A 12,451-nucleotide genomic window follows, 5' to 3' on the forward strand; every position below is an offset into this window, starting at 1 on the left:
GAAGCGCGGCGGGCCGCGCGTCTCAGGACGATGCCAGCATCGCCGAACGAGCCATGAGGCCCCGAACGTGTGGGCCATCCTTCGAGACGCGGGCTGTCGCCCGCCCCTCAGGACGGAGGCTAGCCCGGCCGGTAAGCGCCGGTGACGGGGTCGCGGCGCAGCGTTGGGATGTCGGCCGTCTGTGTGGCCTCGGCGACGCGCGCCAGCCGTGCCTCTTCGAGTTCCCTGTTGATGCGGACGGCGGTCTTGTAGGCCCAGCGGACCACGGCGAGCCCTCCCAGGGCACCCGCGAATGCGATCAGCGGCGGCATCGGTCGATCCTTGTCGTTCAGGTGTCAGCCCCCAATGGCTCGCATTCTCGCCGAAGCCGGCCTGCATCGCAATTACGCTTTTGGGACTAAATGGCGCGGGTACCCCCGGCCTAGAACCCGAATTTGGCCCAAATTGCCCGGGTCTCCAGCGCCGAAATCAGGTCATCCGGCAATCCCCCGATACCGTCGGCCAGCGAACCCGCGCCCGGTGATCTCCGGCCCAACAGCCCGGCCAGCATTCCGCTTGCCGGCGCGATAAGGGGCGTCAGCACTTTGTCACCATAGCGCTCGCGCAGCGTCGAGCGGAGATCGCCGATCTTGTCCGCAAGGCCGAGCGACACCGATCTCTCGCCCGCCCAGTATTCGCCGGTGAACAGGACGTCGTCGGCCCCCTTGAGGCGTGCACCGCGGCTGCCTTTGACCAGCGCGATGAAGATGGCGTGGATCTCGCGCTGAAGCGTCTTCAGGCGGGCGACGTCATCCGGGTCTTCGGGCAAGAAGGGGTCCAGCATCGCCTTGTGCTCGCCTGCCGTGTAAAGCCGCCGCTCGACACCAATCCTCTTGATCAAGTCCTGAAAGCCGAAACTGCCGCCGACCACACCGATCGAGCCGAGGATCGAGGACGGATCGCAGAATATCTCGTCGCCCGCGCAGGCGATCATGTAGCCGCCGGATGCCGCGACGTCCTCGACGAACACCAGCACCGGCAGTTTCTTTTCCGCAGCAAGCTGCCTGATCCGCAAATAGATCTGTCGCGATTGCACCGGCGAGCCGCCGGGCGAATTGATCACCAGCGCCACCGCCTTGGCGTGTCGGGTGGCGAACGCGCGTTCGAGCGTTTTGGCGATGCCGGCCAGCGTCAGGCCCGGCCGCAATGGCGTCACCGCACCGATGACGCCCGACAGGCGAACCACCGGAACGACCGGGACGTCGCGCCGGAATTTTGCCGGAATGAATCGTTTCATCCTGTCAATGAGGCCCGGCAATCCCGTGCGATCACTTAATTGTTCACTCATGCCGTTACCTCGAATTAACCATTTTTTATCACACCAATGTCATTGGAAAGGCCGGAACGCCTTTTGGCAGGACGCCTTTTGCATCGCAGACGAGAGACTGCAATGGCGCAGCGGAGACTGACATGAAAATCTACCTGCTGATAATGCTCATCGGCAGCCTTCTGACCGCGATTCACTTTACGTCGGCGCCCAAACAACAGTCCGAGACGCTTCCGCAATAGCGAGTAATTGGGAGTTGCGGGCCGACTTTACAGGTTCGCCAACGGCAAGGTTCCCTTCCCGGCCAGAATCTCCTGCCCCCTTTTATGGGGCTGACCTTGCTCGTCATTGAGCATCAGGGCGGGATGGATTTGCGTCGGCGCCCGCCCACCCTTGGTGGCGCGAACCAGGATGCGATTGGCAGGCCCCCGTGCGTCACCGTGAACCGGCAGCACCTGCAGGCTCCCGAAACCGTGATCGAGCGCCGAGAGCACTTCGGCGATTCCATCGGCACGCCAGATCAGCGTCAGTGCTCCCTTCGATTTGAGAATGCGCCGCGCCGCGTGAATCCATTTCGAGAGCGTCGTTGCGGTCGCCATATGCGCGGTCCCGCGTGCCGTGTCCGGCGAGACGCGATGCCGCGCCGGGTCGTTGAAGGGCGGATTCATCAGCACCGCATCGACGCTGTCAGGAAGGAGTCCGGCAGCGGCAAAGGCCGTAGCATCGGCCTCCACGTCAAGCACGATCACGTCGGCTCGAATCGCATTCGCCTCCGCATTGGCGCGCGCAAGGCCCGCCAGCACAGCATCGATCTCGACCAGAACCAGATCGATGCCGGCCACGCGCCTGGCAACCGCAAGCCCCGCGACGCCGACGCCGGCGCCGAGATCGGCCACGCGGTCACCCGGACGGGCTGCCGTCGCTGCCGCCAGCAGCACTGCATCATGACCGGCGCGATGTCCCGATTTCAGTTGCTTCAAACGCAATTGCCCGCCGAGAAACGCATCCTCGGTGAGTTCGAGGTCAGTCATCGGGGCGCAATTCGTGAGCCAGACCCGCCTCGGCCAGCAACTGGCGGGCTGCGCGATTGTCGTCCTCATGAACCAGGATGCGGCGTGGCAGGATGCCGAGCGATCCCTCGATGACGCTCATGTTCTGGTCCAGCACCAGATGATGGATATTGGCGCCGTCGAGCAGCGCGCCGATCGCAGAAACCAGCACGATATCGTTGGTCCTGACCAATTCCCGCAAGTGGTGTTCTCCTTTTCGCCCCGATGCGACGACGGCACGGGGTCCGTCAACCGCTACGTGCCCTTGCCGCGATTGCCGGCACTTTCTATTGTAGAACAAGGATAGCGCGAATTGGCCAAAATTGGAGACCCATGTGGCGGTTATTGTACCCTTCGAAAGCCCGTCGAACGCTTCGATAGATGCGCTGGTCGGGCTGGTCGCCGCCGACATGGAGCGGGTCAACGCCACGATCCTGTCGCGCACGGGATCGGAAGTCACCATGATTCCGGAGGTCGCCAACCACCTGATCTCATCCGGCGGCAAACGTCTGCGCCCGATGCTGACGCTGGCGATGGCCCAGCTCTCCAACTATTCCGGGGACGGCCATATCAAGCTCGCCGCCGCGGTCGAGTTCATGCACACGGCAACCCTGCTGCACGACGACGTAGTCGACGAGAGCGAACTGCGCCGCGGCAAGCTGTCGGCGCGGATGCTGTGGGGCAATGAGGCCAGCGTGCTGGTCGGCGACTTCCTGCTCGGCCAGGCCTTTCGCATGATGGTCGAGGTCGGCTCGCTGCGTGCGCTCGACATTCTCTCCTCGGCTGCGGCCACCATCGCCGAAGGCGAAGTGATGCAGCTTGCGGCGGCCAAGAACACTGCGACCACCGAGGACGAATACCTCGCCGTGATCAGGGGCAAGACCGCCGAATTGTTCGCCGCCGCCTGCGAAGTCGGACCCGTGATCGCCAACCGCCCGAAGGCCGAGCAGACCGCATGCCGCTCGGTCGGCATGAATCTCGGCATCGCATTCCAGCTCGTCGACGACGTGCTGGACTATGGCGGCAAGGCCGCGAAACTCGGCAAGAACATCGGCGACGATTTCCGCGAAGGCAAGATCACGCTGCCGGTGGTGCTGGCGTTCCGCCGCGGCAATGACAGCGAGCGGAAGTTCTGGATCAAGGCATTGGAGCGTGGCGAGATCGGCGACAGCGACCTCGATCATGCCATCGGCCTGATGACCAAGCACCGCGCGCTGGAGGACACGATCAGCCGCGCCCAGCACTACGGCGCAATGGCCGTCGACGCGCTCGCGCTATTCCCGGCCTCGCCGATGAAAACCGCACTCGAACAGGTCGTGGCGTTCTGTCTGGCGAGGTCACATTGATTCCGCTTCCGTCATACCCCGCGAAGGCGGGGTATCCAGTACGCCGCGGCCTATCGATTCAATCACTGATGTCTCTGGAATACTGGATCACCCGCCTTCGCGGGTGATGACAGCGCTCTACCCATCCTACGAGAGAGATCGCATTGAACAGCACCAACTTCACGTTGTTCCTCTTGGCCGCGCTCGTCATCGCCGCCGTCCCCGGTCCAGGAATCTTTTACGTCGCCGCACGGACGCTGTCGGGCGGCAAGAGCGCCGGTATCGCTTCGACGTTCGGGACTGCGCTTGGCGGCTTGGTGCATGTGGTCGCGGGCGGGCTTGGGGTCTCGGCGCTCATCCTGGCCAGCGCTGAGCTGTTCACCGCGCTCAAATTCGCCGGCGCAATCTATCTCGTGTGGCTCGGCATCAAGACGTTTCGCGAAGCGCGCGATCTGCTGCCGCAACAAGCCGTCGCGGTCGGTACAGAGCGGGCGTTTCGGGAAGGCGTGCTGGTCGAAGCCTTGAACCCGAAGACCGCGGCGTTCTTCCTGGCCTTCATTCCGCAATTCCTCGACCCGGCCGGCAGCTATCCGGCGCTCCAGTTCATGGCGCTGGGCCTGATCTCGGTCGCGCTGAACACGCTTGTCGATATCATCGTGGTAATGATGGCCGCGACGGCGCGCAGTGGTCTCACGCGCAGGCCGAACTTGCTTCAACGATTGCGACAGGGCTCGGGGCTGTTCATCGCGGGCCTCGGTGTTTCGCTGGCGCTGGCGCGGCGGCCTGCGAGCTAACTCAGCGTTCCCGCATGCACCCACCATCCGGGGTGATCGCGCCGGATCTGCTCTGCCGCGCGTCCGGCTTCGACGGTGTTCTCGTAGATCGCAAAGCAGGTGGCGCCGGAGCCGGACATCCGCGCCAGCCAGGCGCCGTTGGTCGCGTTGAGCGCTGCGATGACGTCGCCGATCACGGGCTGGACACGCATGGCGGGCGCTTCCAGATCGTTGGAGCTGGCGGCGAGCGCTTCGACCCAGTCTTCCAGCGACGCCTTCTCGTCCGGCCAGCGGTCCCGCAGCAGCACGTCGGTGACACCGACCAGCAATTCGCCGCTGCGCAGGCCCAGCGCATTGAAAACGTCGCGGGTCGCGACGGCAACGCCGGGGTTGACCATCACGCACGGCATTTTCGGCAGACTGAGCGGCTGCAGCGTTTCGCCGACGCCGGTCATGACGCAGCCGCGTGAGTTAACGCAGACCGGCACGTCGGCGCCGGTCAGTTGCGCGACCTCGACGATGCGGGGATCGTCGAGCGCGAGCCCGTTCAACTGTGCAAGCAACCGCAGCGCCGCCGCGGCATCGGCCGAACCGCCGCCGATACCGGCCGCGACCGGCAAGACCTTGTCGAGCGTAAAGCTGCCGGCTTTCATATCCGGTACGCGCTCGGCCAAGAGGCGCGCGGCCTTGAGCACCAGATTGTCCGAGGTCTCGCCGCAGGCCTGCGCCAGCGGTCCCGACATCTTCAAATCCAGATCCGCACCCGGCGTCAGCGTCAGTCGGTCGGCGCAGTCGGCGAACGCCACCACGCTTTCGAGATCATGGTAGCCGTCGGCACGGCGGCCATTCACCCGCAAGGTCAGGTTGACCTTGGCGCGCGCCTTGTCACTCAACAGCGGCATTGCCGAACAGCCCCCAAAGTCCTTGCCTCAGCCACCCCTGCCGTCTTCTTTCTTCTTGTCGGCGGAAGCCGCAGAGGAAGTGTCTTCGGGCAGGCCGTTGGCAATCTTGGCTTCGATCTTCGGCAATTCCTCCGCCTCGGGCTTGAGGTCGCGGGCATGGGCCCACTGGAATTTGGCTTCCAGCGTCCGCCCGACGCGCCAATAGGCATCGCCGAGATGGTCATTGATGGTCGGATCCTCCGGCTTGAGGTCGATCGCACGCTCGAGATGCTTTACCGCGTCTTCAAAATTGCCGATCCGGTAAAACGCCCAGCCCAACGAATCCACGATGTAGCCGTCATCGGGGCGCTGGTCGACGGCGCGCCGGATCATCTTCATGCCTTCGTCGAGGTTGATGCCCTGGTCGATCCAGGAATAGCCGAGATAGTTCAGGACATGCGGTTGCTCGGGCTGCAGCTCCAGCGCCTTGCGCATGTCGGCCTCGGCCTTGCTCCACTGCTTGGAACGTTCCTCGCAAATGCCGCGATAGTAATAAGTGACCCAGGTGTTCTTGTCCGTCACCCCGGGCATCGCGTCGATCGCCAGCGTATAGGTATTGGCGCAATCGCTGAACTTCTTGCGGCCGCGCTCGATGTTGCCGAGCGCCATGATGGCTTCGATGTCCTTCGGCGCGTCCGCGGTGACGCCTTTCAGGATCTTGATCGCCTCTTCGCTGCGGTCGGCGGCGTCGAGATTGGTGGCGAGCTGGATCTGCGCATTGCGCTTGAGCGGCGAACTGGCCGGCATGCGCTCGTAGACCTTGATCGCCATCTGCGGCTTCTTCACGGACTCGTAGAGATCGGCGAGCGACAACAGCGCCAGCGGATGATTGGGCTGCAGGTAGAGCGCGAGCTGCAGATAGACCAGCGCCAGATCCTCGCCGCCGCGGCGTGTCAGCGTGGCGCCGATTCCGTACAGCGCCTCGGCCGCGCCGGCCTGCGCCGAATCGACCAGCGCCGACATCTTCTTGCCGGCCCGGGTCTCGCGCAGGCCTTCCTGCACCAGCGGATGCCGCGGCAACTTCTTGTCGAACGCTTCGTAAATGCCGGCCGCCGCCGCGCCATCCTTGTTGCGAGACAGCCAGCGCGCATAGGCGTCGGACACGCGCAGCATTGAATCGTCGAGTTTGTAGGCGCGCTCGAACCGCGTGCCGGCGTCCTTGTCCTTGCCAGAGATCTCCAGGATCATGCCGGTGTGGAGATCCTTGAAGATCGGATACCATTCAGGTCCGGTCAGCTTGTCGATATTGGCAACCGCGGTCTTGGCATCGCCCGCGCCGTAGCTCGCCCATCCCGACAACAGCGTCGCCACCAGGTCGGTGATCGGTCCGCGGATCGACTGGTTGATGTTGAGCTGCGCGGCCGCATATTTCTTCTGCTTGAGGTCGCGGACGCCGACCACCAGCCGCGCGACGCGGTTCGCCTTGTCCATCGTCAGGATGCGATCGGCGAGCTTGACCGCTTCATCGATGTCGCCATCGGCGAGCGAAGAGATGAAGGCGCGATCCAGGAGTTCGTTGTTCTTCGGATCGGTGCGCAGCGCGGAGCGATAGAATGCCGCAGCCGAGGCCGCATCGCGCTCGACGCTGGCATGGCGCGCGGCGAGATAGCTGCCTGCCGTCGTCAGCGACTTCAGATCGGATTTGGTGGGGAATTGCGCGGCGTTGTCGGCCGTATGTTCGGGCGTCTGGGCCCAGGCCACGCCAGGCGCGGCCAGGCTAGCAACAGTAATTGCGGCGATGGTCCAACGATTCATACGAGTGGAAAGCATCACAGTTCGCCTAGCTCCAGGATGTATGGCGGGATCGTTACGATCGGTCTCGAATGCAAACCCAAGCGGCGGCATCTCAGCCTGCGACAATGCCGCTTTTGGCCTTCAACCGCAAGGATACGGGTTGGCGAATCGATTGGCAGATAGGCCCTTAGGGCTCCGATTTAGCCAGCCCAACCCGGAAACGCTTTTACTGTGGCGGTATCGTGGCCGGAGGCGGTATCACCCTCCTCCAACTCACGCAATCGTGGTCTATACGGCCTCTCTACATGCCCTGGTAATTCGGCCCACCGCCGCCTTCCGGCGGAACCCAGGTGATATTGCCGTTCGGGTCCTTCACGTCGCAGGTTTTGCAATGGACGCAGTTCTGGGCGTTGATCTGGAAGCGCGGACCTGAAGCCTCCTCGACCCATTCATAGACGCCGGCCGGGCAATAGCGGTTCGACGGACCGGCATAGACATCGTGCTCGGATGCCTTCTGCAGGTTCATGTCGGCGACCTTGAGATGAACCGGCTGGTCCTCCTCATGGTTGGTGTTGGAGAGGAACACCGAGGACAACTTGTCGAAGGTGAGCTTGCCATCCGGCTTGGGGTAGGCGATCGGCACATGCGCCTTGGCCGGATCCAGCGTCTTGCGGTCGGACTTGGCGTGCGACTGGGTTCCGAACAGCGAGAAGCCCAGCGTGTTGCACCACATGTCGAAGCCGCCGAGCGCCACGCCGATGATGGTGCCGAATTTCGACCATAGTGGCTTGACGTTGCGGACCCGGTGCAGGTCTCGACCTACGGCGGAATCGCGCCAGGCGTTTTCGTATTCCACCAGTTCGTCATTGGCGCGGCCGGCGCCGAGCGCCGCCGCAACATGTTCGGCCGCGAGCATGCCGCTGCCCATCGCGTTGTGCACGCCCTTGATGCGCGGCACGTTGACGAAGCCTGCCGCGCAGCCGATCAGCGCGCCGCCCGGGAAACTTAAGCGCGGCACCGACTGATAGCCGCCTTCGGTGATGGCGCGCGCGCCGTAGGAGATACGCTTGCCGCCTTCGAACACGGTTCGGATGGCGGGATGCGTCTTAAAGCGCTGGAATTCGTCGAATGGCGAGAGATACGGATCGTCGTAATTGAGATGCACGACGAAACCGACCGCCACCTTGTTGTCGTCGTAATGGTAGAGGAACGAGCCGCCGCCGGTCTTGTTGTTGAGCGGCCAACCGAACGAATGCTGGATCAGGCCCTTCTGGTGCTTGGCGGGATCGATCTCCCAGACTTCCTTCAACCCGATGCCGAATTTCGGCGGCTCGCTTTTCGCGTCGAGCGAGAATTTCGCGATCAGTTCCTTGCTCAGGCTGCCGCGCGCGCCTTCGGCGAACAGCGTGTATTTGCCGAGCAGTTCCATGCCGCGGGTATATGAATCCTTGTGGCTGCCGTCCCTGGCGATGCCCATGTCGCCGGTCGCGATGCCGCGCACCGCGCCGTTATCGTCATACAGCACCTCGGCCGCGGCAAAGCCGGGATAGATTTCGACGCCGAGCGCCTCGGCCTTCGGCGCCAGCCAGCGGCAGACATTGCCGAGCGAGCCGATATAGCAGTGATGATTGTTCATCAGCGGCGGCATTGCGAAGTTCGGCAGCCGGATCGCGCTGGTCGCGGTGGTCCAGTAGAAGCGGTCGTCCTTGACCTCCGTCTTCAGCGGGCAATCGGCGTCCTCACGCCAATCCGGAATCAGCTTGTCGAGCGACACCGGGTCGATCACCGCGCCCGACAGGATGTGCGCGCCGACCTCGGAACCCTTCTCCACCACGACGATGCTGAGATCGGCATTGAGCTGCTTCAGCCGGATCGCCGCAGCGAGGCCAGACGGCCCGGCGCCGACGATCACGACGTCGAATTCCATGGATTCGCGGGGAGAAAGCTCTTCTGCACTCATGATCTGATCTCAGCCCAATTGAGAACGGCTCTAAAGGCTCGTTGTTTCCGATTTTTGCGGGGAGGACAACCATGGAAATGCAATGCGAGGCGTTTCACGCCGGCGCGATCCATACTAGATTGGCATCATGGATTTGATCTCCGAACCCGCGCCTAATGTCAGGCAATTGCTGGCTTTTTATCTGGAGGCCGGGGTCGATTGCGCGTTGATGGAGGAACCAGTCGATCGGCTGACCGAGCCCGCCCCCCCTGCTGCCCCCATCGCTGTCCGCGAGACTGCGCCACCCCGCCCCGTCAGGGAAATGCCCGCCGCGATGCCGGCGGTTCCGCGCAGCGAAATAGCGCCCGCGCCGGAGGCGGCCATCGCGCTTGCGCGCGAGGCGGCGCGAACGGCGCCGACGCTGGAAGCGCTGCGCGCGCTCCTGGAAACTTTCGACGGCTGCGCGCTCCGAAACACCGCGACGCGGCTGGTGTTTGCCGACGGCAACCCGCAGGCGCGCATCATGTTCGTCGGCGAAGCACCTGGACGCGACGAGGACATCGAGGGCCTGCCCTTCGTCGGCCGTTCCGGCAAGTTGCTGGACCGGATGATCGCGGCAATCGGACTGGACCGCAGCAAGGCCTACATCGCCAACGTGATTCCCTGGCGGCCGCCCGGCAACCGGACGCCAACGCCGCAGGAGACGCAAATCTGCTTGCCGTTCATCCAGCGGCAGATCGAACTCGTGAACCCCGACATACTGGTGACGCTCGGCAACCCCTCGACGCAAACGCTGCTGTCGACCCGCGATGGCATCATGAAGACCCGCGGAAAATGGTTCGACTACGACACCGGCACCCGCACGATCCGCGCCATGGCGACGTTCCACCCGGCCTATTTGTTGCGCTCGCCGTCCTACAAGCGCATGTCCTGGCAGGACCTGCGCGCGATCGCAACGGCGCTAGAGCAAGCGAATTAGCTCGTGTCCCGGACGCGGTGCAGCGCCTCTACTGCGCCTTCGGCCGTACGATCGCCCAGCCGATCCGCAGCAATGGCTGGCGGCCGTTCACCATCCATTCGAAGGCGCGCGGCACTTCCGGCACCAGGCCGGGAAAGCGTTGCGCGATATCGGGCGGCGGCGCGCCTGAGGTATCGGAGGCGCGCCAGACCACGACACCGCCGGTTTCGTTGAATTTCGCGACCGACAGCCATGGGGTTCGCTCCGGCGTGGCATCGAGCAACAGATGCGGACGTCCGCTGTTCATGGCGATGAAGCTTGCCAATTGCGGATCGCCAGCGACCGCACGCAGGCGCTGGTTGGTCCGGCGCTCGAAGCTGTCGCCGAAGAAATGCGCGATCGCCTTTGCTGGCAGCGAGGTCGACACTTCGCTCGCGGTCCACGGCAAAAACAGCGTGGCCGCGATCGTCACCAAGGCAGGCGCGACGACCGCCGCCGCCCATGCCGTCCGCAACAGGCGCTGGCGCCGCAGATGGATCAGATCGCCGCTCGCCACGATTACGGCGAGCCCCGACATCAACAAGGCGACGCCCTCCCCGCCGACGACATGATCGAGGTTGAAGATGCCCGCGATCAGGCTTCCGAGCAGCGCCGGCGCAAGCGCAAAGAAATAGACGAAGTCGCGCGCCAGCGGATCGACCGGCGGCCGGTAGATAATCGGCGCCTCCCCGGCATGGCGGGCGAACCGGCCGGAGTTGAGGATCGCCAGCAGCACGATGGCAGACATTGCGAGCACGAGGCCAACGAGTAGCCAGCCCCATTGCAGGACGCGCCCGCCCAGATCGTAGATCGCGGGCCACGGCGGCATCGCGAGCGCATCGGCGCGGAGCAACCAAATCAGATAGGGCAAGACCAGGACGGCGATCACGAGCAGCGCATAGAGCGGATCGAGCGACATCAGCACGCGCCGCCCCCGCGCGGTGGCAACGGCAAATCCGGCGAGCAGCAGCAGCAATCCGAGCGCAGCCGGCGTCGTCAGCAACAAAAGCCCGGCCTCGATCGACCAGGCGAACCAGGCGTTGCGCCGGTTCTGGCCGATCAATTGCCAGGAATGCAGCAAAAGCAGCGCCCATAACGGGCGCGCCAGCACCAGCGGGCCGAACTCGACGCCGGGCGAGCTGAAGGCCACCACCGTCATCGACAGCAGCACCGCGAGCACCGCCTGCTGCCCGCCGACAATCGCGCGGCCCAGTTGATAGTAGATCCAGAAAGTGACGACGGCGCAGACCTGCGCCAACAGATAGACGCCGAACATATGGTTGCCGGCGGCACGAAACGCGATATCGGCGAGCCAGAACGCCAGCGGCGGACCGAGCCATGTTCCGACCTGGTATTCCCGGCCGAAGGCCAGCGCGGTCGCAAGATCACCGGGCGGGCTGCGGTACAGCAGCATCGGCAGGATCAGCCAAATTGCGGCCTGCACCAACACCACGAGCCAGACCACCAGCCGCGGCCGGGCGCGGATCAGTTCGACAACGAGCGATGTGAAGCGCATGAAACGTCCGAATGCCGGGCCGGGCAGCCCTGTCCCCCGACGGTTGATAGAGCGCAGGAGCCGTCGAGGCAACCGATCTCAGATCGTGGCCGAAACCTCGGAAGCAATCTCTCCGTCCACGCTGAAGAGGTCGGGTTCGACCGTCTCTTCGACTGTCTCGGGGAAGTGTTTCAGCCGCGCGGCAATGACGGGTGCAAAAAACCGGCGGTGGTGGATGCTTGGACCGAGGCGGTCCAGCGCCTCGCGGTGTTCCGGCACCGCGTAGCCCTTGTGGGTTTCGAAGCCATAGCCCGGGCAATCCAGCGCCAATGCGCTCATCAGGCGGTCGCGCGTCACCTTGGCGATGATCGAGGCGGCTGCGATCGACACGACAAGGCCGTCGCCGCCGATCACGGCGTCACAGTCGCAGGGCGCATCGATCTTGTCGCGGCCGTCGACGAATACATGCTTCGGCATTTCGGGCAGCGCGCGCACGGAACGCGCCAGCGCCCAGAGCGAAGCGCGCAAGATGTTGTCGCGGTCGATCCGCGCGGGCGAGGCAAAGGCGACCGCAAACGACGAGGTGGCGCAGATCTCCTCGAACAGTTCCTCGCGGCGTTCGGGCGTCAGCCGCTTGGAATCGTCGATGCCTTTGGGGATTCGCTTGGGATCGAGGATGACCGCGGCCGCCACCACCGGACCCGCCAGCGGGCCGCGCCCCGCCTCGTCGCAGCCGGCAACCGGCCAGACGCCGCGCTTGATCAGCGCCCGCTCGCGGCGAAAGCTCGGCGGGGCAAGCGTGATCACGCCCTTGAGCAGCTCGGCATCTTCCTTGCCGGCTTTCTTGGCCGATTTCCCGTCAGATTTCTTGGCAGACTTGTCCCGAATCATG

General features: G+C 64.2%; 12 protein-coding genes. 3 read left to right on the plus strand and 9 right to left on the minus strand.

Going from position 1 to position 12,451, the window contains the following annotated elements; all coding sequences use genetic code 11:
- Positions 1-119 precede the first annotated feature (119 nt).
- From V1273_RS27165 to V1273_RS27180, 4 genes are all read right to left on the minus strand, one after another.
- Positions 120-311 carry a hypothetical protein gene (locus tag V1273_RS27165; protein ID WP_028346932.1) on the minus strand — a complete coding sequence of 64 codons (192 nt, stop codon included), beginning with the start codon at positions 309-311 and terminating at the stop codon, positions 120-122.
- Positions 312-421: 110 nt separating this feature from the next.
- Positions 422-1,327 carry a S49 family peptidase gene (locus V1273_RS27170; RefSeq protein ID WP_334364432.1) on the minus strand — a complete coding sequence of 302 codons (906 nt, stop codon included), beginning with the start codon at positions 1,325-1,327 and terminating at the stop codon, positions 422-424.
- 248 nt (positions 1,328-1,575) lie between these two features.
- Complete coding sequence (locus V1273_RS27175; protein WP_334411487.1) at positions 1,576-2,337, minus strand: tRNA1(Val) (adenine(37)-N6)-methyltransferase; 762 nt, start codon at positions 2,335-2,337, stop codon at positions 1,576-1,578.
- Complete coding sequence (locus tag V1273_RS27180; RefSeq protein ID WP_065744676.1) at positions 2,330-2,557, minus strand: putative signal transducing protein; 228 nt, start codon at positions 2,555-2,557, stop codon at positions 2,330-2,332. The genes V1273_RS27175 and V1273_RS27180 overlap by 8 nt, the downstream gene beginning before the upstream one ends.
- Before the next feature lie 133 nt (positions 2,558-2,690).
- Between V1273_RS27180 and V1273_RS27185 the strand changes: the two genes are divergently transcribed.
- Positions 2,691-3,701 (plus strand): polyprenyl synthetase family protein, encoded by a 1,011-nt coding sequence (locus tag V1273_RS27185; protein WP_334364434.1) that lies wholly within the window; start codon positions 2,691-2,693, stop codon positions 3,699-3,701.
- A gap of 143 nt (positions 3,702-3,844) precedes the next feature.
- Positions 3,845-4,474 carry a LysE family translocator gene (locus V1273_RS27190; RefSeq protein ID WP_334364435.1) on the plus strand — a complete coding sequence of 210 codons (630 nt, stop codon included), beginning with the start codon at positions 3,845-3,847 and terminating at the stop codon, positions 4,472-4,474.
- On the opposite strand, the gene V1273_RS27195 is transcribed toward V1273_RS27190, so the two are convergent.
- The 3 genes from V1273_RS27195 to V1273_RS27205 form a co-directional block, all read right to left on the minus strand.
- Positions 4,471-5,355, minus strand: coding sequence for a 4-(cytidine 5'-diphospho)-2-C-methyl-D-erythritol kinase (locus V1273_RS27195; protein WP_334411488.1), 885 nt, complete (start codon positions 5,353-5,355; stop codon positions 4,471-4,473). The two genes, V1273_RS27190 and V1273_RS27195, sit on opposite strands and share 4 nt — an antisense overlap.
- 27 nt (positions 5,356-5,382) lie before the next feature.
- The gene (locus V1273_RS27200) at positions 5,383-7,164 is read right to left on the minus strand and encodes a tetratricopeptide repeat protein (protein ID WP_334364437.1); all 1,782 of its coding nucleotides are present in this window, start codon (positions 7,162-7,164) and stop codon (positions 5,383-5,385) included.
- A 265-nt stretch (positions 7,165-7,429) separates the two neighbouring features.
- Positions 7,430-9,088, minus strand: a complete 1,659-nt coding sequence (locus V1273_RS27205) for an electron transfer flavoprotein-ubiquinone oxidoreductase (RefSeq protein ID WP_334380828.1) — start codon at positions 9,086-9,088, stop codon at positions 7,430-7,432.
- A gap of 133 nt (positions 9,089-9,221) precedes the next feature.
- On the opposite strand from V1273_RS27205, the gene V1273_RS27210 reads away from it, so the two are divergent.
- The gene (locus tag V1273_RS27210) at positions 9,222-10,046 is read left to right on the plus strand and encodes a uracil-DNA glycosylase (RefSeq protein ID WP_334368993.1); all 825 of its coding nucleotides are present in this window, start codon (positions 9,222-9,224) and stop codon (positions 10,044-10,046) included.
- A 28-nt stretch (positions 10,047-10,074) separates the two neighbouring features.
- Here the strand turns inward: V1273_RS27210 and V1273_RS27215 are convergent, their stop codons facing one another.
- Both V1273_RS27215 and V1273_RS27220 read right to left on the minus strand, forming a co-directional pair.
- Positions 10,075-11,580 carry a glycosyltransferase family 39 protein gene (locus tag V1273_RS27215; RefSeq protein ID WP_334364439.1) on the minus strand — a complete coding sequence of 502 codons (1,506 nt, stop codon included), beginning with the start codon at positions 11,578-11,580 and terminating at the stop codon, positions 10,075-10,077.
- A 78-nt stretch (positions 11,581-11,658) separates the two neighbouring features.
- Positions 11,659-12,450 (minus strand): ribonuclease HII, encoded by a 792-nt coding sequence (locus V1273_RS27220; protein ID WP_334364440.1) that lies wholly within the window; start codon positions 12,448-12,450, stop codon positions 11,659-11,661.
- Between the last annotated feature and the right edge of the window lies 1 nt (position 12,451).

The sequence above is a fragment of the Bradyrhizobium sp. AZCC 1721 genome (genome assembly GCF_036924715.1).
Classification (GTDB): Bacteria; Pseudomonadota; Alphaproteobacteria; order Rhizobiales; family Xanthobacteraceae; genus Bradyrhizobium.

Bases quoted from the DNA above. Each gene is read 5' to 3' on its own strand.
- V1273_RS27165 (WP_028346932.1), bottom strand. From the start codon at position 311: ATGCCGCCGCTGATCGCATTCGCGGGTGCCCTGGGAGGGCTCGCCGTG.
- V1273_RS27170 (WP_334364432.1), bottom strand. From the start codon at position 1,327: ATGAGTGAACAATTAAGTGATCGCACGGGATTGCCGGGCCTCATTGAC.
- V1273_RS27175 (WP_334411487.1), bottom strand. From the start codon at position 2,337: ATGACTGACCTCGAACTCACCGAGGATGCGTTTCTCGGCGGGCAATTG.
- V1273_RS27195 (WP_334411488.1), bottom strand. From the start codon at position 5,355: ATGCCGCTGTTGAGTGACAAGGCGCGCGCCAAGGTCAACCTGACCTTG.
- V1273_RS27200 (WP_334364437.1), bottom strand. From the start codon at position 7,164: ATGCTTTCCACTCGTATGAATCGTTGGACCATCGCCGCAATTACTGTT.
- V1273_RS27205 (WP_334380828.1), bottom strand. From the start codon at position 9,088: ATGAGTGCAGAAGAGCTTTCTCCCCGCGAATCCATGGAATTCGACGTC.
- V1273_RS27215 (WP_334364439.1), bottom strand. From the start codon at position 11,580: ATGCGCTTCACATCGCTCGTTGTCGAACTGATCCGCGCCCGGCCGCGG.
- V1273_RS27220 (WP_334364440.1), bottom strand. From the start codon at position 12,450: ATGATTCGGGACAAGTCTGCCAAGAAATCTGACGGGAAATCGGCCAAG.